Here is a 21,066-nt window from a genome sequence, read left to right as displayed (position 1 = left end):
CAACGTCCGGGCTGCGGGCCGACTGGCGCCGCCGCCCGGTCTCTCGTTTTTCGAACACAACCTCGACCGATAGGGGATACCGAAATGAAGACCATCAAGCTTGCTCCCGGTGAGCGCCTCGTTACCAACCAGCTCAACCGTAAGGGCGTGCTGCCGCAAAACATCGTCGACGCCGCCCGCGATATCGTGGCCAACGTGCGTGCCAACGGCGATGCCGCGGTGCGCGATTATTGCCAGCGTTTTGACGGTGTTGAGCTGCAGAGCTTCCGCCTGCCACAAGAGCAGATCGATGCCGCGCTCGAAGGCCTCGATCCCGCTTTTGTCGCGGCGCTCGAAAAGGCTGCACGCCAGATTCGCGAGTTCCACCAGCGCGAGGTCGAGCAGAGCTGGTTTACCACGCGCCCGGACGGCACGATGCTCGGCGTTAAGGTGACCCCGCTTGCTGCGGCCGGTATCTACGTGCCGGGCGGTCGTGCACAGTACCCTTCCACCGTGCTTATGAACGCCATTCCCGCCAAGGTGGCCGGCGTCAAACGCGTGGTCATGGTAACCCCGCCGCAAAAGGATGGACTGATTAGCCCGTATACGCTCGCCGCGGCGAAACTCGGCGGCGTGGACGAGATCTATATGGTGGGCGGTGCCCAGGCCGTGGCCGCGCTGGCGTACGGTACCGAGACCATTCCGCGCGTCGACAAAATCACCGGCCCGGGCAACGCCTTTGTTGCCGCTGCCAAGCAGATTGTCTCGGGTGACGTGGGTATCGACATGGTCGCCGGTCCCTCCGAGGTCTGCGTGCTGGCCGATGCCACGGCCAAGCCTATGGTGGTCGCGGCCGACCTGATGGCTCAGGCCGAGCACGATCCGCTGGCGGCCTGCTATCTGGTGACCTGCGACGAGCAGTTTGCGCGTGAGGTCGAGGCGGGTATCGACATTCTGGTAGCGCAGTCCCCGCGTGCCGAGATTACGTGCGCTTCGCTCGATAACGAAGGCACCATCGTGGTGGCCGCCGACATGGCTGCCGCCGTCGAGGCCGTGAACACCGTGGCGCCCGAGCACCTTGAGCTGCACTGCAAGGACGCGATGGGCCTGCTCGGCGGCATTTGCAACGCCGGCGCCATCTTTGTGGGCGCTTGGAGCTCCGAGCCGCTCGGCGATTATGTTACCGGCCCCAACCACACGCTGCCGACCGGCGGCACGGCCATGTTCTCCAACCCGCTTTCGGTCGAAGAGTTCGTTAAGCGCTCGAGTGTCATTTGCTATACGCCCGAGGGCCTACTCTCGGACGCTCCCGCCACACAGCGTCTAGCCGAGGCCGAGGGCCTGTGGGCGCACGCGCTTTCGGCCGCACTGCGTCGCCGCGTGTTGGAGCAGGGCGAGGATGCCGTGAGCGCCGAGTCGCTCGCCGCGGCCGACCTGACCAAGGTTGCCTGGCCGGGCGACGCCGTGGCGACGGTTGCCGAGGGCGTGGACCTGGCGGCTGCAGGCGCAGATGGCGCTGGCGTAACCGGCGGGGAGGCCTAATATGGCCGAACTCACGCCTCGCATGAAGGAGCTCGTCCAGCCTTACCTGGCCGGTATTGAGCCCTACGATCCCAACTTTACGCCCACGCGCATCAACCTTTCGGCCAACGAGAACACCTATCCCGTGCCGGCTGGCGTGCGCGAGGCGGTCGACGCCGCCCTGGCTGCCACGCCGCTCAACCGCTATCCCGATCCCATGTCCAACGATCTGCGCGACGAGCTTGCCGCTTGGCATGGCGTGACGCGCGAGAATGTCTGCGTGGGCAACGGCGGCGACGAGCTGCTCTATAACTACCTGTTGGCGTTTGGCGGCGCGGGACGGACCCTGCTCAACTGCCCGCCGTGCTTTAGCGAGTATGCGTTCTTTGCGTCGCTCTGCCAGACCGAGGTGCGCGACGTGTGGCGCGACCCCGCGACCTTTGAGCTCGACCAGGCCGCCGTGCTTGCGGTGGCACCCGAGTGTAACCTGGCAATCGTGACCTCGCCCAACAACCCCACGGGTGACGTGGCACCGCTCGACTTTGTCGCGGCGCTGTGCGATGCGTGCCCCGGCATGGTAATGGTTGACGAGGCCTACGTGGAGTTTACCGACGATTCGTTTGGCGCGGCCACCACGGCGCAAGGCCTTATCGCCGAGCATCCCAACCTGGTGATTCTACATACGCTGTCCAAGGCGTTTGGCGCCGCCGGCATGCGTTTGGGCTATGTGATCGCGGCACCCGAGGTCGTCGACGTGTTCGCGGCGATTCGCCAGATCTATTCAGTTAACGTGCTGAGCCAGGCGGCAGCACTTGCCTGCGTGCGTGCCCGTGATGCCTACACGCCCGTGGTGGCACAGATCGCATCCGAGCGCGAGCGCGAGCTGTGCGCCCTGCGCGCAATGGCTGCCGATGGCATGCCCGTGGAGGCATGGCCGAGCGCGGCGAACTTTGTGCTCGTGCGCACGCCGCATGCCACGCGCGTGCGCGAGCGTCTGCGCGACGAGTATTCGATTTTGGTGCGCGACTTTAGCTACGCGCCGGGGCTTGCGGACTGTCTGCGCATCACTGTGGGTACGCCGCAGGAAAACGACGAGGTGCTGGCCGCGTTTGCCGCGCTGGTGAAGGAGGAGATGTAGATGGACCGCTATGCCGAGGTAACCCGCAAGACGGGCGAGACCGACATTGTCGTAAAGCTCGACCTGGACGGATCTGGCGTGTGCGATATCTCGACCGGCGTGCCGTTTTTCGACCACATACTCAACGCTTTTGGCCGCCATGGCCTGTTCGATCTGACGGTGCATGCGGTGGGCGACGTCGAGGTCGACGCGCACCACACCGTTGAGGACACGGGCATTGTGCTGGGCGAGGCGTTTTGCCAGGCGCTGGGCGACAAGGCGGGTATTACGCGCTTTGCCGACGCGGCGATCGCCATGGACGAGACACTCGTGATGGCCGCCGTGGATATCTCGGGGCGCGGGCAGGCCTATTGCGAGCTGCCCGTGCCGACTGAGCGCGTGGGCAGCTTTGATACCGAGCTGGCCGTCGAGTTCTTCTATGCCTTTGCGCGCGATGCCAAGCTCACGCTGCACGTGCGCGAGCTGGCGGGCGGCAATTCGCACCACATTATCGAGGCCGCCTTTAAGGCCGTGGGCCGCACGATGCGCCGCGCCTGCGAACTCGATCCCCGCGTGCAGGGTATCCCCAGCACCAAGGGCTCGCTGTAACCGTCACAAGGGTAAAACCACCACGAAGATGCCTGTCCTCTTTGTGGTGGTTTTGGATGATGAGAAGTGGAGGGGTCGCGTGGGCGAACCGAAGATCGTGGTGGTCGACTACCACAAGGGCAACTTGTCGAGCGTCGTGCGCGGGCTTGCGCGCGCCGGTGCTGCCGCCTGCACGTCGGACGATCCGGAGCAGATCCGCAACGCCGACGGCCTGGTCATCCCGGGCGTGGGTGCGTTCTATGACGCGATCGCCTTTATGCGTCAGAGCGGCGAGGAGGTGGCCGTGCTCGATGCCGTTGCCGCCGGAACTCCGCTGCTCGGCATCTGCCTGGGCCTTCAGCTGTTTTTTGAGCGCGGCAACGAGGGCGTGCCTGCGAACGAGGACGCGGACGCGGACGACGATGCCTCCGAGCAGGCCGGTGGTCCCTGGGTCGATGGCCTGGGCATTATGCGCGGTTCGTGCACGCGCTTGGAGTCGAGCCGCCTGAAGGTGCCGCACGTGGGCTGGGACCAGGTGCACATGACGCCTGCTGGCGCGGCCGATCCGCTGCTTGCCGGCTTTGCCGAGGGTGCCAACATGTACTTCACCCACAGCTACGCGGTGGCCGACGACGCCGATGCCGCCGATGTGCTGGCGCGCACGCACTATACGCGGAGCTTCCCGTGCATCGTGCGCCATGGCAACGTGTGGGGCTGCCAGTTCCATCCCGAGAAATCCTCTGCGCTGGGTCAGCGCATTCTTAAGAACTTCGTGAGCATCGTCGAGGAGGTTGGCCGATGATCCTGTTTCCCGCAATCGATCTGATCGGCGGCAAGGTCGTGCGCCTGGAGCGCGGCGACCGCAGCCGCTGCAAGGTATATTCCGACGACCCCATGGCCGTTGCCCGCTCGTTTGCCGAGCAGGGCGCGAGCTGGGTGCATGTCGTCGACCTGTCCGCTGCCTTTGGCGAGGACGAGGACGCGTGCGCTGCCAACTCGGCGGCGATTGAGGCCATCTGCGGCGTCGACGGCCTGTCCGTGGACGTGGGCGGCGGCGTCCGCTCGCTCGCGCGCATCGACGAGCTGGCTGGCTTCGGGGCACGTCGTATCGCACTGGGCACCGTACTGGTGACCGAGCCGGGTTTTGCCGAGGTGGCGGCGCAGGGCTTTGGCGAGCTGCTGGTAGCGGATATCGCCGCGCGCGATGGCCAGGTCAAGGTGAACGGCTGGCGCGACGGCGCGGGCGTGGCGCTCGACGATGCCGTGGCGCAGCTCACGGAGCTGGGCTTTAAGCACCTGGTGTACACCGACATCGCGCGCGATGGCATGCAGACAGGCATCGACGTGGCGGCGTATCGCCATGTGGCGCAGGTCGCGGGCTTTCCCGTCGTGGCTTCGGGCGGCATCTCGACGCTCGACGATATCCGCGCACTGGCCGCGGTGGGCGAGGGCGCGATTGAAGGCGCCATTACCGGCCGTGCGCTCTACGAAGGCAACTTTACGCTGGCCCAGGCGCTGGCCGCCGCCCGAGGGGAGGTGTAGCCCATGCTTACCAAACGCGTAATTCCCTGCCTAGACGTCAAGGACGGCCGTGTGGTTAAAGGTGTCAACTTTGTGAGCCTGCGCGATGCGGGCGATCCGGTGGAGCTGGCGCGTGCCTACGACCGCGAGGGTGCGGACGAGGTCGTCTTTCTGGACATTACCGCCACGAGCGACAACCGCGCGACGACCATCGAGATGGCGGCGCACGCGGCCGAGGAGCTGGCCATCCCCTATACCGTGGGCGGCGGCTTTCGCGACCTGGCGGGCATGCGCACCATGGTTGCCGCCGGTGCCGACAAGGTGTCGCTCAACTCCGCCGCCGTGCGCGACCCGTCGCTGATCAGCCAGGCCGCCGCGGCGTTTGGCAGCCAGGCCGTGGTCGTGGCGATCGATGCCAAGCGCGTGGGGCTGCCCGGGGAGCCGGGCGCCGATAAGTGGGAGGTCTTTACGGCGGGCGGCCGCAACGCTACGGGTATCGACGCGGTGGCGTGGGCCGAGGAGGTGGCTCGTCGCGGCGCCGGCGAAATCCTACTGACCAGCATGGATCGCGACGGTACCAAGGCCGGTTTTGATTTGGCGCTCACTCGCGCCGTGGCGCGCGCGGTGCCGATTCCCGTCATCGCGAGCGGCGGCGTGGGTACGCTCGAGCATTTTGCCGAGGGTGTGATCGAGGGCGAGGCCGATGCCGTGCTGGCGGCGAGCGTCTTTCACTTTGGAACCTTCAGCATTCGCCAGGTGAAGGAGTATATGGCCAGCCAAGGCATCCCTGTGAGGCTGGACTTCTAGTGCTGCGGCTTGCCCAGGCACCGCATCTTGCCGCTCAAACCGTCGCTCGCGTACCAAAGTACGCGTCGCTCCTCTTTCGCGGCAACCTGCGGCACCTGGACAACCCTCGCCGACCTGTGGGGTTTACGGTAATTACTTGGGAGAAATGATGACTGAGGTAATAGAAGCGGCTGATCTTACGTACGACGCCCGCGGGCTGATTCCTTGCGTGGTTCAGCAGTATGACACCGGTGAGGTGCTTATGGTTGCTTGGATGAACGAGGAATCGGTGGGGCTGACGCTCAAGACCGGGACCACGTGGTTTTGGAGTCGCAGCCGTCAGGAGCTCTGGAGCAAGGGCGCGACGAGTGACAACATGCAGGAGGTCAAGGAGCTCTGGGCCGACTGCGATAGCGATACGCTGCTGGTCAAGGTGGACTCACCGGGCCCGGCCTGCCATACCGGCAACCGTACCTGCTTCTTTAAGCGCGTGGAAGGGGGAGTGTGATGAAAGTCGTGACGCCGTTCGAGGTCGCCGACTGCAACACCGAGCTCCTCCGCGCGGGCGTGCCATGCCGCGTGCACCTGACTGATGCCTGCGGGGCGCAGTCGCTTTGGCTCGAGGCCGAGAAGGAAAGGCTCAATGAGGCCCATGCCGTCATCGTCGAGTTCTTTGAGAAAAAGGGCGCAAAGCCTCGGTTCGATGAGACCGGTACCTACTTTACGCTGCAGTAACGAGAGGAAATAACCATGGGAGTCAGAACAGCTAACGTGCAGCCGGGAAACATCGGTGAGACGCTGACGGGACTGGCCGAGGTGATTCACGGCCGTCGCGATGCGCCGCCGCAGGAGAGCTATTCCGCGCGTCTGCTGACCGACGTCGAGGACGAGCTGCTCAAGAAGCTTGCCGAGGAGGCGAGCGAGGTGATCATGGCCTGCAAGGATAACGACCACGATCACATCCGCTACGAGGCCGGCGACCTGATCTACCACCTGCTCGTGACGCTCGAGCGCTACGGCATCACCCTCGACGAACTGGCCGGCGAACTCAACGCCCGCCGCCACTAGTCATTGGGGACGTTCTAAAACGACCAGTTAGGCGAGGGGCGTGGATTCCCATTCGCCGGTGGGGTGGGGGATATCGAAGGCCCGGTAGCCGCAGTCGTAGGCGTGGGCCTGGGCCTCGCGGATGTTCCAACAAATATCGCAGGCGCGGTGCGCGTCTGAGCCAAAGGTAATGGGCACCTCGGCATGGGCAAAACAGCGCAAAAGGCCGGTTGCGGGATAGTAGTCGTCAAGGCCCTTGCGCGGTGCAGCCGTCGAGACCTCAACGCGGCGACCCGTATCGTGCGCGCACTCGGCCATCTGCTGCCAAAACGGCGCGGGGTCAAAGTCGGGCGCAAAGCCTTCCTTCGAAAAGCGCATGACTAGGTCGGGGTGAGCCATCGCATCAAAGTTAAGCGAGCTTTCGCAAGCACGGCACCAGTCGTCGACGTAGTGTTCCCATACGCCGCGTACGCCTAAGTTTTCCCAAACATGCAGGTTGGTATCGTCGTCGATCCAGCCACAAAGCGAATCGGGCGTATCGGGACGAGCGACGCTCTCCGTTCCCGCCGTGCCCGCGGCGCCGGCCATGATATCGCCCGGGTCGCCAATCCAATGCACGCTGCCCAAGCGCACCACGGCGCCCTGGGACCAGCGCTCTACCAAGGGTTCGCAGCCCTCGTACCAATCGCATTCAAAGCCATAGATAAGCTCGAGCTCCGGCGCGATTTGCGCGGCAAGCCTGCGGGCGTCCTCAAAGGCCAAACGATGCGTCGGCAGGTCGCTCTCGACAACCTGCACCTCGCAATTGGCATCCATGCTGGCGGGCAGGGTGAGGTGGTCGGTCGAGACCATAACACGGCAGCCGGCGGCCGCGGCGGCGCGGACGTTGTCCTCAAACGAGGCATGGCCGTCCGAAAACGAAGTATGGGTGTGGCAATCGACCAGCGGGCAGGCGGGCATGGCGACTCCTTTGCATTTGGTGAATCCGCTCCATTGTAATGGTGCAGCTCTCAACACACCGCGCACGCCGGAGCTCGAAATCGACCGGAAAGACTGCGCGGCGCGTGCCGGCGCCGGCGACTACTTGCTTCGTGCCGCCGCTCGTTTGGCCTGCACCGTTACCATCGCGTGTCTCACGGCGGTGATGGGGCGGTAGAGGATCATGCGCGGGCCCGACCAACGCATGACTTCGCGGATCATTTCGCGCATAGCAGGTCTATAACAATGCGAGGGGCAGGCCGAGCAAAACGTCTTGGTGCCCATGTGCGGGCAGTGCTTTATGCGTGCGACAGCGTATGCCTGCAGCTCGGCGCACTGGGGGCAGAGTGTGATGGTTCGAAGCCCGAGCTTTACGCGTGCGGGCTCATCGTCGCCAGCCTGCTCGACCGCATGCCCGCCGCCATGATGCCCACGACACCACAGCGCAATCATCTGCGACACCATTTGGGCCTCGCGCTCACGTTTGCGTGCCAGCTCCGGTGTGTCGGCGGTGCGCGCCATCTAGCTCAGCCTCCCGTGCTCGACCGAAAGCGAGCAATCGGCAAAGGCGCAGGTGCTGGCACGGTGGCTTACGAGTACGATGGTCTTGCCGCGGCGCTTGAGCTCGTCAACGGCCTGCATTACGGACGCCTCGTTGAGGGCGTCGAGTGCGCTGGTGGGCTCGTCGAGCAAGATGAAAGGCGCGTCGTTGAGGGAGATGCGCGCAAGGCCGATGCGCTGGCGCTCGCCGCCCGAAAGCGAGTCGCCCAGCTCGGCAACGGGCGTGTCGAGACCCTGCGGCAGGCGGTCGATGAGGGCGGTAAGCGAAGCGGAGCGGCAAGCGTCGAGCAGCTCGGCATCGGTGGCGCTGGCGTGCGCAACCAGCAGATTCTCGCGTACGGTGCCGCAGAACAGATGTGTGTCCTGGGTCATATAGGCCTCGTGGCTGCGCAGGCTCGCCGTGTTGATGTGGCGGGCATCGACGCCGCTCACCGTGATGGTGCCGGCTGCGGGGTCCCAAAAGCGCATGAGCAGCTTAAGCAGCGTCGACTTGCCCGAACCCGAGCGCCCCATGATGCAGGTCATGGTACCGGGCGCAAAGGTGCGGGTCACGTCGTCGAGGATGAGACTCGCAGCGGTGTCGTTCGCGACCTGCTCTGTGGCGCCCGCACCGCCCGCGTCCACGCCGCCCACATAGCTAAAGCTCACATGCTCGGCTGCGGCGCCGGCAAACTCAACGTTCTGTCCATCGGCGACCTCGGCGCACTGGGGCCGCTCGTCGAGCAAATCGAGCACGCGTGCGCCCGAGGCGAGCGTCTCCTGCAGTGAGGCGCCCAGGCGGCTCACGGCCATCACCGAGCCAAACGACGACACAAAGGTAAAGACGGCGACAAACGCCGCGGCAAAATCAATCGTTCCCGCAGAAACCAGCTGCAGCGCACGCTCGAGCATCACCAGATTGGCCGCAAGAATAAGCGCATCGGCTACGGCCTCGCTGGCCGCCTGGCGGCGCTTGAGGCGCGCGTCCACGGCGCCGACTTGCTCGGTCAGCTTGCCCAGGGCACGGCTGCGATCGGCGCCACCGGCAAACTGGATAGTCTCGGACGCGCCGCGCAGACTGTCGAGCACAAAGGCACCCAGCTTACCGGCGCCCTCGCGGCTCTGGCGGCCGGTGGTGCCGCACGCCTTGGCCGAGGTCAGGGGCAGCAGCACGCCCAGGACCGCGTAGGCCACGAGCGCGATGCCCGCGAGCTCGGGGCTCACAGCCAGCAAAAAGCCCTCAAACACAACGGTGCAGACCAGAGCGATGGCAATGGGCGAGATGGTGTGCGCGTAGAAGACCTCGAGCAGCTCGATATCCGAGGTGACCAGGCTCACGAGCTCGCCCTTGCCGCGGCCCTCGAGCTTGGCGGGGGCGAGCTGGCGCAGGGCGCCAAACACCAGGTTGCGAATGTGTGCGAGCAGACGGAATGCGATGTAATGGTTGCAGAGCTGCTCGCCGTAGTGGAGCGGCCCGCGTGCGATGCCGCAGGCGGCACAGGCCGCGCATGCTGCGATAAGACCAAGCCCCAAGGCGTTGCGGCCCAGCGCGGCCATAAGGCCAAAGGCGCCAAAGGCCGGCACGAACGCGGCAGTGAGCATGCCAATGCTGCCCAGCGCGACGGCTAGCACAAGCCAGCCGGCAAGCGGTCGGACGAGCCCCATCATGCGCCACATGATGGACGGCGCCGAGCGACGGGCGCGGCCGGAGTCAGGCGCCGCGGCAGCGGAAGACGAGCCAGCACCGTTGAGGCCATCGGTACAGGCGGGGCTGCCGTCAACAGCCTCAACCGCGCCGGCATCCTCGGCATCACCCTCCGCATACGCATATGCCGAGAGTTGCTCCTGACTGTTCCACATGCGCGCATAGGCGCCCGCGGTGGCCAGGAGCTCGCCGTGAGTCCCGCGCTCGACAATACGGCCACGCTCCAGCACCAGGATCTGATCGGCGCCTACGATCGTCGACAGGCGGTGTGCCACCACGATTACGGTGTGCCCGCCGGCGAGCGATGCAATGACCTCGCCGATTGCGGCTTCGCTTGCGGCGTCCACATTGCTCGTCGCCTCGTCAAACACATAGATCGGCGAGTCGTGCAGCAGGGCGCGGGCCATGCACACGCGCTGGCGCTGACCGCCCGAAAGGTTGGTGCCGCCCTCGTTAATCACCATGTCGAGCCCGCCGTTGGCCTGCACAAAGGCCGCCACGCGCGTGCGGTCGAGTGCGCGCAAAAGCTCGGTATCGGTGGCGCTGGGCTGGGCGAGCAGCAGGTTGTCGCGCAGGGTGCCGGCAAACAGGTAACCGTTGGTGGGCACCAGGGTGACGGAGCGCATGAGTGAGGCGGCCGTGGCGTCGCGCAGCTCGACGCCGCCGATGCGAACGCTGCCACGGTAGGCACCCTTGCGGCCCGCGATAATCCCCGCGATCGTGGACTTGCCGCCGCCGCTTTCGCCCACGAGTGCCACGAGCGAGCCGTGCGCAATGGTCGCGCTGGCGCTGTCCAGCACCGTGCGGTCGCCGTATGCATAGCTCACGCCCGCGAGCTCGATATCGCCGCGACCGTCAAGCTCAACATCGCCGCGCTCGGGCTCGGGCGTATCCAAAATGCCAAACATGCGGCGCGAGGCGGCCATGCCGTTCATGGCCGTGTGGAACAGCGATCCCAGGCGGCGCATGGGCAAAAAGAACTCCTGCGACAGAAAGACGATGAGGAAGGCAGCCTCAAAGCCAATCTTGCCCGTGGCGAGCTGCAGCGCGGCTACGATAATGCCGAGCGCGGCGCCCATATAGACGACCAGGTCCATAACGCAAATGGAGCGCAGCTGCATCACCAGCAGGCGCATGGTCGCTGTGCGGAAACGCTCGGACTCTGCGTTGATGCGCTCGTGCCAGCTGCGATCGGCCTGGTAGACCTTAAGGGTGGTGAGACCCTGCACGGCCTCCAGGAACATGCCGCCCAGATCGACATAGCTGCCCCAGTACTCGGCACCGATCTTTTTGGCGTTGCGCATGACCATCATGATGGAGACGGGGATGACCGGAACGCAGGCGAGCAGCAGCGCGGCGGGAAGACCCGCCTGGCCCACGAGCAGTACAAACAGCGTGATGGGTGCCAAGCCCGCAAAGAAGAGCTGCGGCAGGTAGCCGCCAAAGTACACCTGGAGTTGCGTGGCGCCCTCGACGCTGGTCTGGACGGCCTCGGCGGTGGGGACGGTCTCGGTGTAGGAGGGGCCGAGTGCGGTGAGCTTGTCGTAGACGAGCGAGCGCACGCGGCGGACGGCTTTGAAGGCGGCCTTGTCACCGGAACGCTGCGCCAGATAGATGGCGGCGGCGCGCACGATGATGGCGCCGGCGAGCGGCGGAGTTGCCTGCGCGAGCGCGTCGACGGCGAGTGCAGCCGGCAGTCCGCCGGCAACGATGCCGCCCAGAATGCGCGCGAGGATCCACATCACCGTGATGTTTGCCATCAGCGCGATCCATTTAAACAGGACGCTCGCCACAATGTAGGGCGTTGCCTGCGGAACCAGGGAGAAGAGCCGCTTCTCGAACATGAAACCTCCTATGCCGTAACGGTGCCGGGCTGGGTCCTCGGCAGCCGCTTAGTTAGCCAAATGCAACTAGAGTAACATCGTGCAGCGGGTAAGTATGCCGAGGGTAATTTTTAGCCGATGAACTGCGTAGAAAGTTCAAAATTGTTGAGTGCGGCGAACTTTGTGGTGGACGGAATGCGGGCGCAATTTTGATCGTGTGCGGCCCGCTCCAAAACGTGTACGTCAGCCTCCAAAACCGACAAAAAATGACATGTTTGGAGGCTGACGTACATGTTTGGATAGGGGCAAGGGCGGCGACGAACGAAAGTCACGCCTGTGCCACGTCCGATGTGCTAGCGTTTGGGTGAATAAAACGAGCCCGTGCGGAAAGGATCCGGACCGTATGCAACGTGGAAGTACATCTCCGCTGTCCCGCGAGACCGATGCGCCCGAAACCATCGTCAAGCTGGAGTGCGACATCGACGATGCGTCGCCCGAGGTGCTCGCCTATGCCGCCGACCGCCTGCGCGAGGCCGGCGCCCGCGAGGTGCACTGGCTGCCCCTCTACTGCAAGAAAGGCCGCCCCGGATGGCAGTTGCAGGTGATCTGCTCGCACGAGGATATTGAGCGCCTGCAGACGATTATCTTTTTGGAGACCACGACCAACGCCGTTCGTCGCCAGGTGATGGAACGCGTTTGCCTGCCGCGCCGATTCGAACAGGTGACAACGCCTTGGGGCGAGGTATCCGTTAAGGTGGCGACTCTGCCCGACGGCAGCGAGCGCGCGGCACCCGAGTACGAGGATTGCGCCCGTCTTGCCCGCGAACATGGCGTGCCGCTCCAACGCGTGATGCAGGCGGCTCAGAGCGCGGCGCTGCGATTCGAGTAACACGGTAGATGGGCTCCACATCCGCCGGACCCCGTATACAGCCCCCATCAACCCCACCCGAAAGGACTCCCCATGAAATACCTCATCGCCTCCGACATCCACGGCTCGGCATACTGGACCGAGCGCCTGGTCGCCGCCATCGAATCCGAGCAGCCCGACCGCATCGTGCTGCTGGGTGACCTGCTCTACCACGGCCCGCGCAACGACCTGCCGCGCGACTACGCCCCCAAGCGTGTGATTCCGCTGCTCAACGCCCTGGCCGACCGCATCATCGCGGTGCGCGGCAACTGCGACGCCGAGGTCGACCAGATGGTCCTCGACTTTCCCGTCATGGCGGACTACGCCACGCTGTTCGACGAGACCGGTCGCGAGCTGTTCCTGACGCACGGCCACGTCTTTGGCGCCGGCATGCACAACAGCGTCGACCACGCGCCCGCGCTGCCCGAGGGCTCCGCGCTCGTCTACGGCCACACGCACATCAAGGTTAACGAGGCAAGCGCCGCGCACCCGGGCCTGTGGCTCTTCAACCCCGGCAGCGTGAGCATTCCCAAGGACGGTGCGCACAGCTACGGCATCTACGAGGGCGGCGCGTTCCGTCACGTGATCCTGGAGGAGGAGTAACCATGGCCGAGCATATGGCTCAGCAAAATGCCGAGGGTTCGCGCGACCTGTCCACGCTGGTCGACGCGTCGGCCGAGCTGCAGCATCTGGTGCAGACCATCTGGCGCCTGCGTCAGCCCGATGGCTGCCCGTGGGACCGCGAGCAGACGCATCAGAGCATTGGCAAGAACATGATCGAGGAAGCCTACGAGGCGCTCGATTGCATTGAGGCGGACGACGTGGCACATCTGCGCGAGGAGCTGGGCGATGTGCTCATGCAGGTGGTGCTGCATGCGCAGATTGCGGCGGATGCCGGTGAGTTTACGCTTGCCGATGTGGCGCGCGATATCGACGCCAAGCTCATCCGTCGTCACCCGCACGTGTTTGGCGATGCGGATGCCGAGAGCTCCGACGAGGTGCTCAAGATTTGGGACGAGGTCAAGCTTGCCGAGAAGGCCGCCAAAGACCAGGCCGTGGCGGCAGGCGAGACTGCGCCCGAGGGTCTGCTCGACGGCGTGCCCACGCACCTGCCGGCGCTGATGCAGGCTCAGAAGGTGTCGCGCAAGGCGGCTGCCGTGGGCTTTGAGTGGGAGACGGTCCAGGACGTGTGGGACGAGGTCGCTGAGGAGCGTGCCGAGTTTGAGGCCGAGGCTCCCGGCTCGCCCGAGCGCGAGATGGAGTTTGGCGACCTGCTCTTTGCCCTGGTCAACGTTGCGCGCAAGGAGGGAATCGACGCCGAGAGCGCCCTGCGTGCCAGCACGGCAAAGTTCCGCCGCCGCTGGGCCGCGATGGAGCAGATGGCGGCCGACGCCCACGTGGATCTGGCCGAGCTTTCGACCCACGGCCTCAATGACCTCTGGGATGCCGCCAAGGCAAACGAGTGACCTGCGCCTCACGCAGTATTCGTTTGCGTCAGCGCCTCACAGAGAGGTCTCTACAAGCAAAAAGCCATATACAGCGGAAGATGTGCCAGCTGTGCTTCGGCATCCCACTCGAGTTGTTTAGGATGCAGCACATATGCCGTCCCGATTTTTTTGTTAAAGCGTGCGCGGAACCGATCGAGGGAGATGGTCCCGTATTTGCGCGGCGACTTAACCTCGATGGGGCTGATGCGCGGCTTTCCAGCGGCATTGGCATAGGGCCGGGTAACGAGGAAGTCGATTTCCATACGCTCCTCTCCCTCCTTCTTTCCGCTTTGAGAATAAAAGAAGAGCCTGTGACCATTGGCTTTTAGAGATTGAGCAACGTAGTTTTCGGTCAGCATTCCTTCGTTTAATCCGATGTCGCCGCGAAGCACGGCCCTGTAAACGTCTTCATCGGTATCGTTGTTGTCAGAGAAGGCAAGCGTTACAAGCAGGCCGGTGTCTGCCATGTAGCACTTGAGGGCCGTTTGCTCCATGCTGAGCGAAAGGCCCACGCTCGGTTCGCTTGCGGCATAGCAGATATTGGCAATTCGCGCGTCTGCCAGCCAAAAGAAGGCTTCTTCGTAGGTACGCATGCGTGCGTTTTTATCAAGTGAGGAAAGCTTGAATCGTTTTTCGTGCCTAGAGAGCTGACCCGGGATGCCATCGAGTACGGAGACGACTTTGAATTCGTAACCGGTTGCAAAACGAGAGATATCGTTGCGATAGAGCTGGACGATTCGGCGCTTCGAAGCGTCGACGGGCGCAAAAGCGCGCTGTTCAACATAGATGGATACCGGCTCAGGCATGCCGCCTGCGAGCATGTATTCGCGCATAAGGGAGAGCGCTCTGCGATGTAGGGCATCGGGGAGCGGCTTCATCTTGTTAAAACTCATGCGAATGAGATCGGCCAGCCCCTTTTCGTCCATGCCCCAAAGAAACTCCTCAAAGTCGAGGGGCTCAAGTTCCAGAGACTCTTCCTCGGATGGGATGACGATATCTTTAATGTTCTGCTTGATGCTGAGCAGGGATCCAGTTTCGATGTAGTCGTAACGTCCGTCTGCAACGAGATACTTGATGAGTCCGCGTGCTTGCGGGTACATCTGGACCTCGTCAAAGACGATAAGCGTCTCGTGTTCATAGAGTTTGACGTTATAGAAAACCGAGAGATAGAGGAAAAGCGAGTCGAAGTCAGTGCGGTAGTCCTCAAAATATTGCTTAACTTCGGCAGGTGCTTGAAAGAAATCAATGACAAGGCAGGACTTGTATTCGGTTTCTCCAAACATGCGGGCAAGCGTGCTCTTGCCGACGCGACGGGCTCCTTCAATAAGAAGTGCTGTTTTACCAGCGCTTTCATGCTTCCATTTTAGTAGTTTGTCATAGGCTTTTCGTTTAAGCATGGCTACCTCGTACACGATATCCAGAACTTTTATAACCTGATTATGCACGATATCCAGAACTTCAGACCCTTAGATTTGCACGATATCCAGAACTTTGCATGATGTGAAAACACATTATTGGCTCTTGCATTCGCAAGTCGGGTAAAGACGGTATGCGGATTGGAGATTTTAATGGAGAGGACCTCTAGAGATGAATGCCGGTGCAAAAACAAGCGCCCCAAAGAATGATTTCTCCAATTCATATGTATCCCTTGGCTAACTTAGGGCATAATGCAAAAAGTGCGACATGGCTAACTTACGGAGGCACACCGATGGTGCACAGTCGGCCAGTCGCTTGCATCCACTACGTTCCCAAGTGAGAGGGAGACAACATGAGCGATATTTTGGACGTTTACGGTCGCGAGGTGCTCGACAGCCGCGGCAATCCCACTGTCGAGGTCGAGGTCGTGCTCGAGGACGGCAGCTTCGGCCGCGCGATGGTGCCTTCGGGCGCTTCGACCGGCGCCTTTGAGGCATGCGAGCTGCGCGACGGCGACAAGGGTCGCTACCTGGGCAAGGGCGTCTCTCAGGCCGTCGAGCACGTCAACAACGAGTGCGCCGATGCCGTCGTGGGCCTCGATGCCTTCGATCAGCGCGCCGTCGATGCCGCGCTGATCGCCGCGGACGGTACCCCCAACAAGACCAAGCTCGGCGCTAACGCCATTCTGGGCGTGTCGCTGGCCGTCGCTCGCGCCGCTGCCGAGTCGGCGGGTCTTTCACTGTACCAGTACCTGGGTGGCGTCAACGCCCATCTGCTGCCCACGCCTATGATGAACATCCTCAACGGCGGCGTGCATGCCGACAACAACGTCGACTTCCAGGAGTTCATGATCATGCCGGTGGGCGCCCCGAGCTTTGCCGAGGGCCTGCGTTGGTGCGCCGAGGTCTATCACACCCTCAAGGGCGTGCTGCACGAGGCAGGCCTGGGCGGCGGCGTGGGCGACGAGGGCGGCTTTGCGCCCAACCTTAAGACCAACGCCGAGCCGTTCGAGTACATCACCAAGGCCGTGGAGAAGGCCGGCTTTAAGCCCGGCGTCGACTTCATGTACGCCATGGATCCGGCATCGACCGAGTTCTACAACGCCGAGACCGGCATGTACGAGCTCAAGGGCGAGGGTGTGGAGTACACGAGTGCCCAGATGGTCGATTACTGGGAGAAGCTCGTCGACACCTATCCCATCATCTCCATCGAGGACGGCATGGCCGAGGAGGACTGGGACGGCTGGGTCGAGCTGACCCGCCGCATTGGCAACAAGGTGCAGCTGGTGGGCGACGACCTGTTCGTCACCAACACCGAGCGCCTCAAGAAGGGCATCGAGCTGGGTGCCGCCAACGCAATCCTGGTCAAGGTTAACCAGATCGGTACGCTCACCGAGTCGCTCGAGGCCATCGAGACCGCCAAGGAGGCCGGCTACGCTTGCATCGTGAGCCACCGTTCTGGCGAGACCGAGGACTCCACGATCGCCGACCTGGTCGTGGGCGTTAACGCCGGCCAGATTAAGTCGGGCGCCCCGTGCCGCAGTGACCGTATCGCCAAGTACAACCAGCTCATCCGCATCGAGGACGAGCTCGAGGGCAGCGCGCGCTACGCCGGCAAGTCTGCGTTCTACAACATTCGCTAAACAAGCGGTGCTCGCGGGGGCGGAGTTGACTCGGCTCCGTTCCACTTCTGATGGCCGCTATTGGGCGCTGGGCCGTGTGGCTCAGCGCCTTTTTTATGTCGAGCAAAGGCTGCCGAAGGCGGTGCGCGCGCTCGTGCTATAACTAGAATACTTAGCGCAAACAAACCTCAACCGCACAAGGCGCACATGGATCAGATTTACGACAACAGGTACTATTCCGCCGGTTCGCGTGAGCCGTCGTCTCGCCGCGCGCATTCGGTGCAGCTTGGCGGGCCCGAATATACGGGTGCTGCCCGTCCCACGCATCGCACGCCGGGCACTTCGCACTCCCATGCTCAAACGAATATGTCGACGCATCGCCCGGACCGTCCGTCGCGCGCGACGTACGAATCGCGCCCGTCTGCTCAAGCGCACGACAAGTCGACCAAGCCCTCGAGCCGTCTTTCGGGCTCGGACTTCATGCACTACGCCAACGACAACGCGGTGATTAAGGCAATCTACGACTTTACCCATGGGCCCCAGCGTGGACTGTTTATCGGTATTGTCGTTGCCCTGGTGCTCGTGAGCCTGTACTTTCCCGTGCGCGACCTCTACGTTGCCAAACGCTCGAGCGACATCTTGGCCAAGCAGGTCGAGATTCGCCAGCAGTACAACGACGAGCTGCAGAAAAGCGTCGACAAACTGCTCTCGGAGGAGGGCATTAAGGACGCGGCGACCGAGGATCTGGGCCTGGTGATGCCCGGCGAGACCAAGATTGACGTGCTGGGCCTGGACGACGATTCGGATTCGTCTTCGAGCAAGAAGTCGTCGAACGCCAAAAAGGCCAGCGAAGTGGCCAAAGAGATCGAAGAGGTGGGCAAGGACGTGCCGTGGTACATCCAGACGCTCGACATGCTGTTTGGATTTAACGGCGTCGAGGGTCAGACGGTCGCGTCCAGCGGCGAATAGGCGAGGATTGTTCGGAGGGGGCCTGCAATGACGCATTGCGACAAACGATATAAGGTGGCGGCGATCGACCTGGGAACGGTGTCGTCGCGACTGGTGTTGGCGCAGGTCGAGGCCGGTGCGATCGTTGACTCGTCCAAGCATACCGAGATTACCGACCTGGGTGAGGGCGTGGACGCGACGGGCCGCTTTTGCGAGGCGGCCGTTGAGCGCGTGCTCGCTGCGTGCCGCATGTTTGTGGACGAGGCACGTGCCTTTGGGGCCGCGTGCATCTGCACCACCTGCACGAGCGCCGCGCGCGATGCATCCAATGCCGCACTGCTGCTGGACGGCCTGCGCGATCTGGGGCTTGAGCCGCAGGTGATTCCGGGCGAGGTCGAGGCGCGCCTGACGTTTTTTGGCGTGGCGCACGACTTTGCAGGCGAGCGCATTATTGTCGCGGATTCGGGCGGCGGGTCCACGGAACTCGCGACGGGTGTGTACGCACCGGAGCGTGGGGTCTTTGCGCTGGAGGGCACGCGTTCGCTGGACATTGGCTGCCGCCGCGTGACGGAGCGGTTTTTCTCGGCATTGCCGCCAACGGACGGCGAGCTTGCTGCCGCCGCCAACTGGGCGGGCGAGCAGTTCGCTGCCTATTTTGAGGGCCTGCCGAGCAATTTTGAACGCGCCGAGCGCTTGGTCGCGGTGGGTGGCACCGTCACCACGCTCGTGGCGCTCGTTCATGAGCTGGAACCGTACGATTCGAGCTTTGTGCACCTGCGCGAGCTTTCGCTGGATCAGGTTTCGGCTGCTATCGAGCGCATGTCCACGCTGGATGTTGCAGGCATTGCCGCGCTGCCGGGCGTGCAGCCCAAACGCGCGGGCGTGATTCTCGCTGGCGCCGCGGTGATCCGCGAGCTTATGCGAGCCGGCGGCTACGACACGCTCGCCGTAAGCGAGAACAGCCTACTCGCCGGCATGGCCGCTACCATCAATGAGGTTCTCGACGGCGCGACCCCCACCATCGGTTGGATCCCCAGCCTGAGTGCCCTCCAATAAGTTGCGGTGAAATACGGACTAAAATCGCCCTTTCGGGCCCCAAACAGTCCCTATTCCACCGCAACTCAACAGCCGGCACTTAGGGACGTTCCTTTTCTGCCGGCACCTTGGGCCAGTCCTTGCGGGGCGTCCCCACAGCGCCTATGCCAGGTTGTCGATCTGCCCAATCTCCCAAAGCGGAATATTGACGAGCATGTCCTCGTCTCTATATGCCGCCAGGGAGGTCCTCACGCAACGCATGAGTTTGAATTTTTCGCAGGCTATTTTCAGACTCTTCGCTTTAAGGTTCTCCGCCGCCTTGACCTCAAGCGGAAGCGCGGTTCCCGCATGGTCGATGGCAAAGTCGGTTTCGGCATTGCCGGAGGTAGAGGACCAGTACGCAGGACTTTTGTCTTGCAGCAAGAGTTCCTGTGCGACATATTGCTCGGTGAGCGAGCCCTTAAACTCGGTGAAAACAGCGGAGCCGTCCAGGACGATGGTCGGTGGGAGGTTGGAGAGCGCGCCGAGGATGCCGGTGTCGATGCAAAACAGCTTGAAGCCCGAGAGGTCCTCATAGCTCGAAAGCGGTGCCCTGAGAGCGGAAACGCGCGGCACCTTATGAACGATTCCGTAATCCATGAGCCACTGGAGACTCTCTTCGAAATCGCGTGCGCGCGCCCCGGGGCGAAGGGCTCCGTAGATGAACTTTTTATTTTCCTTTGCAAGCTGGCCGGGGAGGGATTTCCAAACCAGCCTCATGCGCTCGACAATGCGGGCGGGCGCATGTTTGCCAAAATCGGATTCGTAAGCCTCGATGATTTGTTGCTGAAGCCTGCGGGCTTCGATGAAATCGCGGGTCGCGGCGAAGGCGGAGACGACTTCGGGCATGCCGCCGACAACGAGGTATTCCTTGAGCAAGTGCTCGAGCTTTTCGGTAACGTTTGCCAGAAGATTCATGTCTGCGGCAAGGATGGCGTCGGCGAGCGGGTCGCCATCGACGGCGCGAACGAACTCGGTAAACCCCATGGGACGCATGGTGAGCTGGTCGATTTTGCCGACGGGAAATGACTCGTTTTCGCGCCGGAGCGCGAGGCCCATATAGGAGCCGGCTGCGACGATATGGTATTCGGGCGCAAGCTCGTTGAAGTACTTGAGCGAGGTGGTGCCGCGCGGTGCCTCTTGGATCTCGTCAAAGATGATGAGCGTGTCTGCCGGAGTTACGGTTTGGCCGCGAAGAAGCTCTATCTGGGAGATGATGCGCTTGGGGTCGAGGTCTCCATCGAACAGCGAGCGTGCGTTCGGTTCGAGCATAAAGTCGAAACTAATGATGTTTCGATACTGTTGGCTCGCGAATTCGTTAAGAAGCCAAGTCTTTCCTGTCTGGCGGGCACCCTTAAGCAAGAGGGGTTTGCGATTCGCTCTCGATTTCCAAGCGATAAGTTCACTCATAAGCTGTCGCTGCATATTGCCTCCCAACTCTCTTGGCTAGTATAAGGCCCTTTGGACGGTTCCCTTGAAAAATGTGCGACACAACCACGTTTTTCCATCGGAAAATGTGCGAGATAACCACGTTTTTCCATCGAAAAATGTGGGAGTGCCAATCTAAGTTGCGGTGAAATAGTTCTTAAATAAGCTGGTAACCAGTCAAAACAGGAACTATTCCACCGCAACTTCTAAAGTCCACCGGCATCCACAAGAAACGGGCCCGCATCCCTGGGGGACACGGGCCCGTAAACAATACGTGGTAGGGGCGGTGGGACGTCCGCGTATTTGCTGCGCAAATACGCACCGGCTTCGGCCGCCTGTCGGCGCCCTCGCCGGCTCGCTGCGGACGCTGCGCGTCCGCTTGACGCTCGCCCCCTCGCGGGTTCGAGCCCCACCGGCGTCCAAAAGAAACGAGCCCGCATCCCTGGGGGACACGGGCTCGAAAGCTCCATATGGTAGGGGCGGTGGGACTCGAACCCACAATCCTTGCGGCGAGAGATTTTAAGTCTCCTGCGTATGCCAATTCCGCCACGCCCCCGTGAGACTAGAAGTCTAGCACAAG

The 21,066-nt window shown here is 62.8% G+C and carries 20 protein-coding genes and 1 tRNA gene; 15 read left to right on the top strand and 6 right to left on the bottom strand.

The genetic code is table 11. The features are described 5' to 3' along the window. Nucleotides 1-84: 84 nt before the first annotated feature. The 9 genes from hisD to hisE all read left to right on the top strand — a co-directional run bounded on the left by hisD (nt 85) and on the right by hisE (nt 6,580). Nucleotides 85-1,521: a histidinol dehydrogenase gene (hisD, locus tag DWZ15_RS08325; protein ID WP_118450438.1), complete on the top strand. Its 1,437-nt coding sequence runs from the start codon at nt 85-87 to the stop codon at nt 1,519-1,521. Nucleotide 1,522: 1 nt separating this feature from the next. Further along, nucleotides 1,523-2,638, top strand: a complete 1,116-nt coding sequence (gene hisC / locus DWZ15_RS08320; protein ID WP_118450436.1) for a histidinol-phosphate transaminase — start codon at nt 1,523-1,525, stop codon at nt 2,636-2,638. After that, a complete protein-coding gene (gene hisB / locus DWZ15_RS08315) occupies nt 2,639-3,226 on the top strand; it encodes an imidazoleglycerol-phosphate dehydratase HisB (RefSeq protein WP_089573595.1) in 588 nt (195 codons plus the stop codon). A 79-nt stretch (nt 3,227-3,305) separates the two neighbouring features. Further along, nucleotides 3,306-4,007 carry an imidazole glycerol phosphate synthase subunit HisH gene (locus DWZ15_RS08310; RefSeq protein WP_233544699.1) on the top strand — a complete coding sequence of 234 codons (702 nt, stop codon included), beginning with the start codon at nt 3,306-3,308 and terminating at the stop codon, nt 4,005-4,007. Beyond that, entirely contained in the window at nt 4,004-4,747 is a 744-nt protein-coding gene (locus tag DWZ15_RS08305; RefSeq protein ID WP_118450432.1) for a HisA/HisF-related TIM barrel protein, read from the top strand. The genes DWZ15_RS08310 and DWZ15_RS08305 overlap by 4 nt, the downstream gene beginning before the upstream one ends. A gap of 3 nt (nt 4,748-4,750) precedes the next feature. Next, a complete protein-coding gene (gene hisF / locus DWZ15_RS08300) occupies nt 4,751-5,533 on the top strand; it encodes an imidazole glycerol phosphate synthase subunit HisF (RefSeq protein WP_118450430.1) in 783 nt (260 codons plus the stop codon). Between the two features lie 148 nt (nt 5,534-5,681). Then, on the top strand, nt 5,682-6,020 hold the full coding sequence (hisI, locus tag DWZ15_RS08295; protein WP_118450428.1) for a phosphoribosyl-AMP cyclohydrolase: 339 nt from the start codon (nt 5,682-5,684) through the stop codon (nt 6,018-6,020). After that, nucleotides 6,020-6,247: a hypothetical protein gene (locus DWZ15_RS08290; RefSeq protein WP_118237125.1), complete on the top strand. Its 228-nt coding sequence runs from the start codon at nt 6,020-6,022 to the stop codon at nt 6,245-6,247. Before hisI ends, DWZ15_RS08290 begins: the two co-directional genes overlap by 1 nt. 15 nt (nt 6,248-6,262) lie before the next feature. Beyond that, nucleotides 6,263-6,580 (top strand): phosphoribosyl-ATP diphosphatase, encoded by a 318-nt coding sequence (gene hisE, locus DWZ15_RS08285; RefSeq protein WP_118237127.1) that lies wholly within the window; start codon nt 6,263-6,265, stop codon nt 6,578-6,580. A 27-nt stretch (nt 6,581-6,607) separates the two neighbouring features. On the opposite strand, the gene DWZ15_RS08280 is transcribed toward hisE, so the two are convergent. The 3 genes from DWZ15_RS08280 to DWZ15_RS08270 all read right to left on the bottom strand — a co-directional run bounded on the left by DWZ15_RS08280 (nt 6,608) and on the right by DWZ15_RS08270 (nt 11,626). Next, nucleotides 6,608-7,519 (bottom strand): PHP domain-containing protein, encoded by a 912-nt coding sequence (locus DWZ15_RS08280; RefSeq protein ID WP_118450426.1) that lies wholly within the window; start codon nt 7,517-7,519, stop codon nt 6,608-6,610. 120 nt (nt 7,520-7,639) lie between these two features. Next, nucleotides 7,640-8,059: a nitrous oxide-stimulated promoter family protein gene (locus DWZ15_RS08275; protein WP_118450424.1), complete on the bottom strand. Its 420-nt coding sequence runs from the start codon at nt 8,057-8,059 to the stop codon at nt 7,640-7,642. Next, a complete protein-coding gene (locus DWZ15_RS08270) occupies nt 8,060-11,626 on the bottom strand; it encodes an ATP-binding cassette domain-containing protein (protein ID WP_118450422.1) in 3,567 nt (1,188 codons plus the stop codon). Nucleotides 11,627-12,008: 382 nt separating this feature from the next. Here DWZ15_RS08270 and larC point away from each other — a divergent pair, with 382 nt between their 5' ends. From larC to mazG, 3 genes are all read left to right on the top strand, one after another. Beyond that, complete coding sequence (gene larC / locus DWZ15_RS08265) at nt 12,009-12,494, top strand: nickel insertion protein (protein ID WP_118450420.1); 486 nt, start codon at nt 12,009-12,011, stop codon at nt 12,492-12,494. A gap of 72 nt (nt 12,495-12,566) precedes the next feature. Continuing rightward, nucleotides 12,567-13,115: a phosphodiesterase gene (gene yfcE / locus DWZ15_RS08260; RefSeq protein WP_117640918.1), complete on the top strand. Its 549-nt coding sequence runs from the start codon at nt 12,567-12,569 to the stop codon at nt 13,113-13,115. A gap of 2 nt (nt 13,116-13,117) precedes the next feature. Then, entirely contained in the window at nt 13,118-13,978 is an 861-nt protein-coding gene (gene mazG / locus DWZ15_RS08255) for a nucleoside triphosphate pyrophosphohydrolase (protein WP_118450418.1), read from the top strand. A 50-nt stretch (nt 13,979-14,028) separates the two neighbouring features. On the opposite strand, the gene DWZ15_RS08250 is transcribed toward mazG, so the two are convergent. Next, the gene (locus tag DWZ15_RS08250; protein WP_233544695.1) at nt 14,029-15,444 is read right to left on the bottom strand and encodes an ATP-binding protein; all 1,416 of its coding nucleotides are present in this window, start codon (nt 15,442-15,444) and stop codon (nt 14,029-14,031) included. Nucleotides 15,445-15,767: 323 nt separating this feature from the next. Between DWZ15_RS08250 and eno the strand changes: the two genes are divergently transcribed. The 3 genes from eno to DWZ15_RS08235 all read left to right on the top strand — a co-directional run bounded on the left by eno (nt 15,768) and on the right by DWZ15_RS08235 (nt 19,040). Then, nucleotides 15,768-17,057, top strand: a complete 1,290-nt coding sequence (eno, locus tag DWZ15_RS08245; protein WP_099432260.1) for a phosphopyruvate hydratase — start codon at nt 15,768-15,770, stop codon at nt 17,055-17,057. A 186-nt stretch (nt 17,058-17,243) separates the two neighbouring features. After that, nucleotides 17,244-18,005 carry a septum formation initiator family protein gene (locus DWZ15_RS10725; RefSeq protein WP_233544693.1) on the top strand — a complete coding sequence of 254 codons (762 nt, stop codon included), beginning with the start codon at nt 17,244-17,246 and terminating at the stop codon, nt 18,003-18,005. A gap of 27 nt (nt 18,006-18,032) precedes the next feature. Continuing rightward, on the top strand, nt 18,033-19,040 hold the full coding sequence (locus DWZ15_RS08235; protein ID WP_118450414.1) for a hypothetical protein: 1,008 nt from the start codon (nt 18,033-18,035) through the stop codon (nt 19,038-19,040). Nucleotides 19,041-19,181: 141 nt separating this feature from the next. On the opposite strand, the gene DWZ15_RS08230 is transcribed toward DWZ15_RS08235, so the two are convergent. Then, nucleotides 19,182-20,468 carry an ATP-binding protein gene (locus tag DWZ15_RS08230; protein WP_233544701.1) on the bottom strand — a complete coding sequence of 429 codons (1,287 nt, stop codon included), beginning with the start codon at nt 20,466-20,468 and terminating at the stop codon, nt 19,182-19,184. A 489-nt stretch (nt 20,469-20,957) separates the two neighbouring features. After that, nucleotides 20,958-21,042 (bottom strand) — tRNA-Leu (locus DWZ15_RS08225). Nucleotides 21,043-21,066: the final 24 nt, after the last annotated feature.

It is taken from the genome of Collinsella sp. AF29-7AC (genome assembly GCF_003475665.1).
GTDB lineage: Bacteria > Actinomycetota > Coriobacteriia > Coriobacteriales > Coriobacteriaceae > Collinsella.
The sequence above is the reverse complement of the archived record's forward strand: the minus strand, read 5'-3'. Positions and strand labels throughout refer to the sequence as shown.

Bases quoted from the DNA above. Each gene is read 5' to 3' on its own strand.
- hisD (WP_118450438.1), top strand. From the start codon at position 85: ATGAAGACCATCAAGCTTGCTCCCGGTGAGCGCCTCGTTACCAACCAG.
- hisC (WP_118450436.1), top strand. From the start codon at position 1,523: ATGGCCGAACTCACGCCTCGCATGAAGGAGCTCGTCCAGCCTTACCTG.
- hisB (WP_089573595.1), top strand. From the start codon at position 2,639: ATGGACCGCTATGCCGAGGTAACCCGCAAGACGGGCGAGACCGACATT.
- DWZ15_RS08305 (WP_118450432.1), top strand. From the start codon at position 4,004: ATGATCCTGTTTCCCGCAATCGATCTGATCGGCGGCAAGGTCGTGCGC.
- hisF (WP_118450430.1), top strand. From the start codon at position 4,751: ATGCTTACCAAACGCGTAATTCCCTGCCTAGACGTCAAGGACGGCCGT.
- hisI (WP_118450428.1), top strand. From the start codon at position 5,682: ATGACTGAGGTAATAGAAGCGGCTGATCTTACGTACGACGCCCGCGGG.
- DWZ15_RS08290 (WP_118237125.1), top strand. From the start codon at position 6,020: ATGAAAGTCGTGACGCCGTTCGAGGTCGCCGACTGCAACACCGAGCTC.
- hisE (WP_118237127.1), top strand. From the start codon at position 6,263: ATGGGAGTCAGAACAGCTAACGTGCAGCCGGGAAACATCGGTGAGACG.
- DWZ15_RS08280 (WP_118450426.1), bottom strand. From the start codon at position 7,519: ATGCCCGCCTGCCCGCTGGTCGATTGCCACACCCATACTTCGTTTTCG.
- DWZ15_RS08275 (WP_118450424.1), bottom strand. From the start codon at position 8,059: ATGGCGCGCACCGCCGACACACCGGAGCTGGCACGCAAACGTGAGCGC.
- DWZ15_RS08270 (WP_118450422.1), bottom strand. From the start codon at position 11,626: ATGTTCGAGAAGCGGCTCTTCTCCCTGGTTCCGCAGGCAACGCCCTAC.
- larC (WP_118450420.1), top strand. From the start codon at position 12,009: ATGCAACGTGGAAGTACATCTCCGCTGTCCCGCGAGACCGATGCGCCC.
- yfcE (WP_117640918.1), top strand. From the start codon at position 12,567: ATGAAATACCTCATCGCCTCCGACATCCACGGCTCGGCATACTGGACC.
- mazG (WP_118450418.1), top strand. From the start codon at position 13,118: ATGGCCGAGCATATGGCTCAGCAAAATGCCGAGGGTTCGCGCGACCTG.
- eno (WP_099432260.1), top strand. From the start codon at position 15,768: ATGAGCGATATTTTGGACGTTTACGGTCGCGAGGTGCTCGACAGCCGC.
- DWZ15_RS10725 (WP_233544693.1), top strand. From the start codon at position 17,244: ATGGATCAGATTTACGACAACAGGTACTATTCCGCCGGTTCGCGTGAG.
- DWZ15_RS08235 (WP_118450414.1), top strand. From the start codon at position 18,033: ATGACGCATTGCGACAAACGATATAAGGTGGCGGCGATCGACCTGGGA.
- DWZ15_RS08230 (WP_233544701.1), bottom strand. From the start codon at position 20,468: ATGAGTGAACTTATCGCTTGGAAATCGAGAGCGAATCGCAAACCCCTC.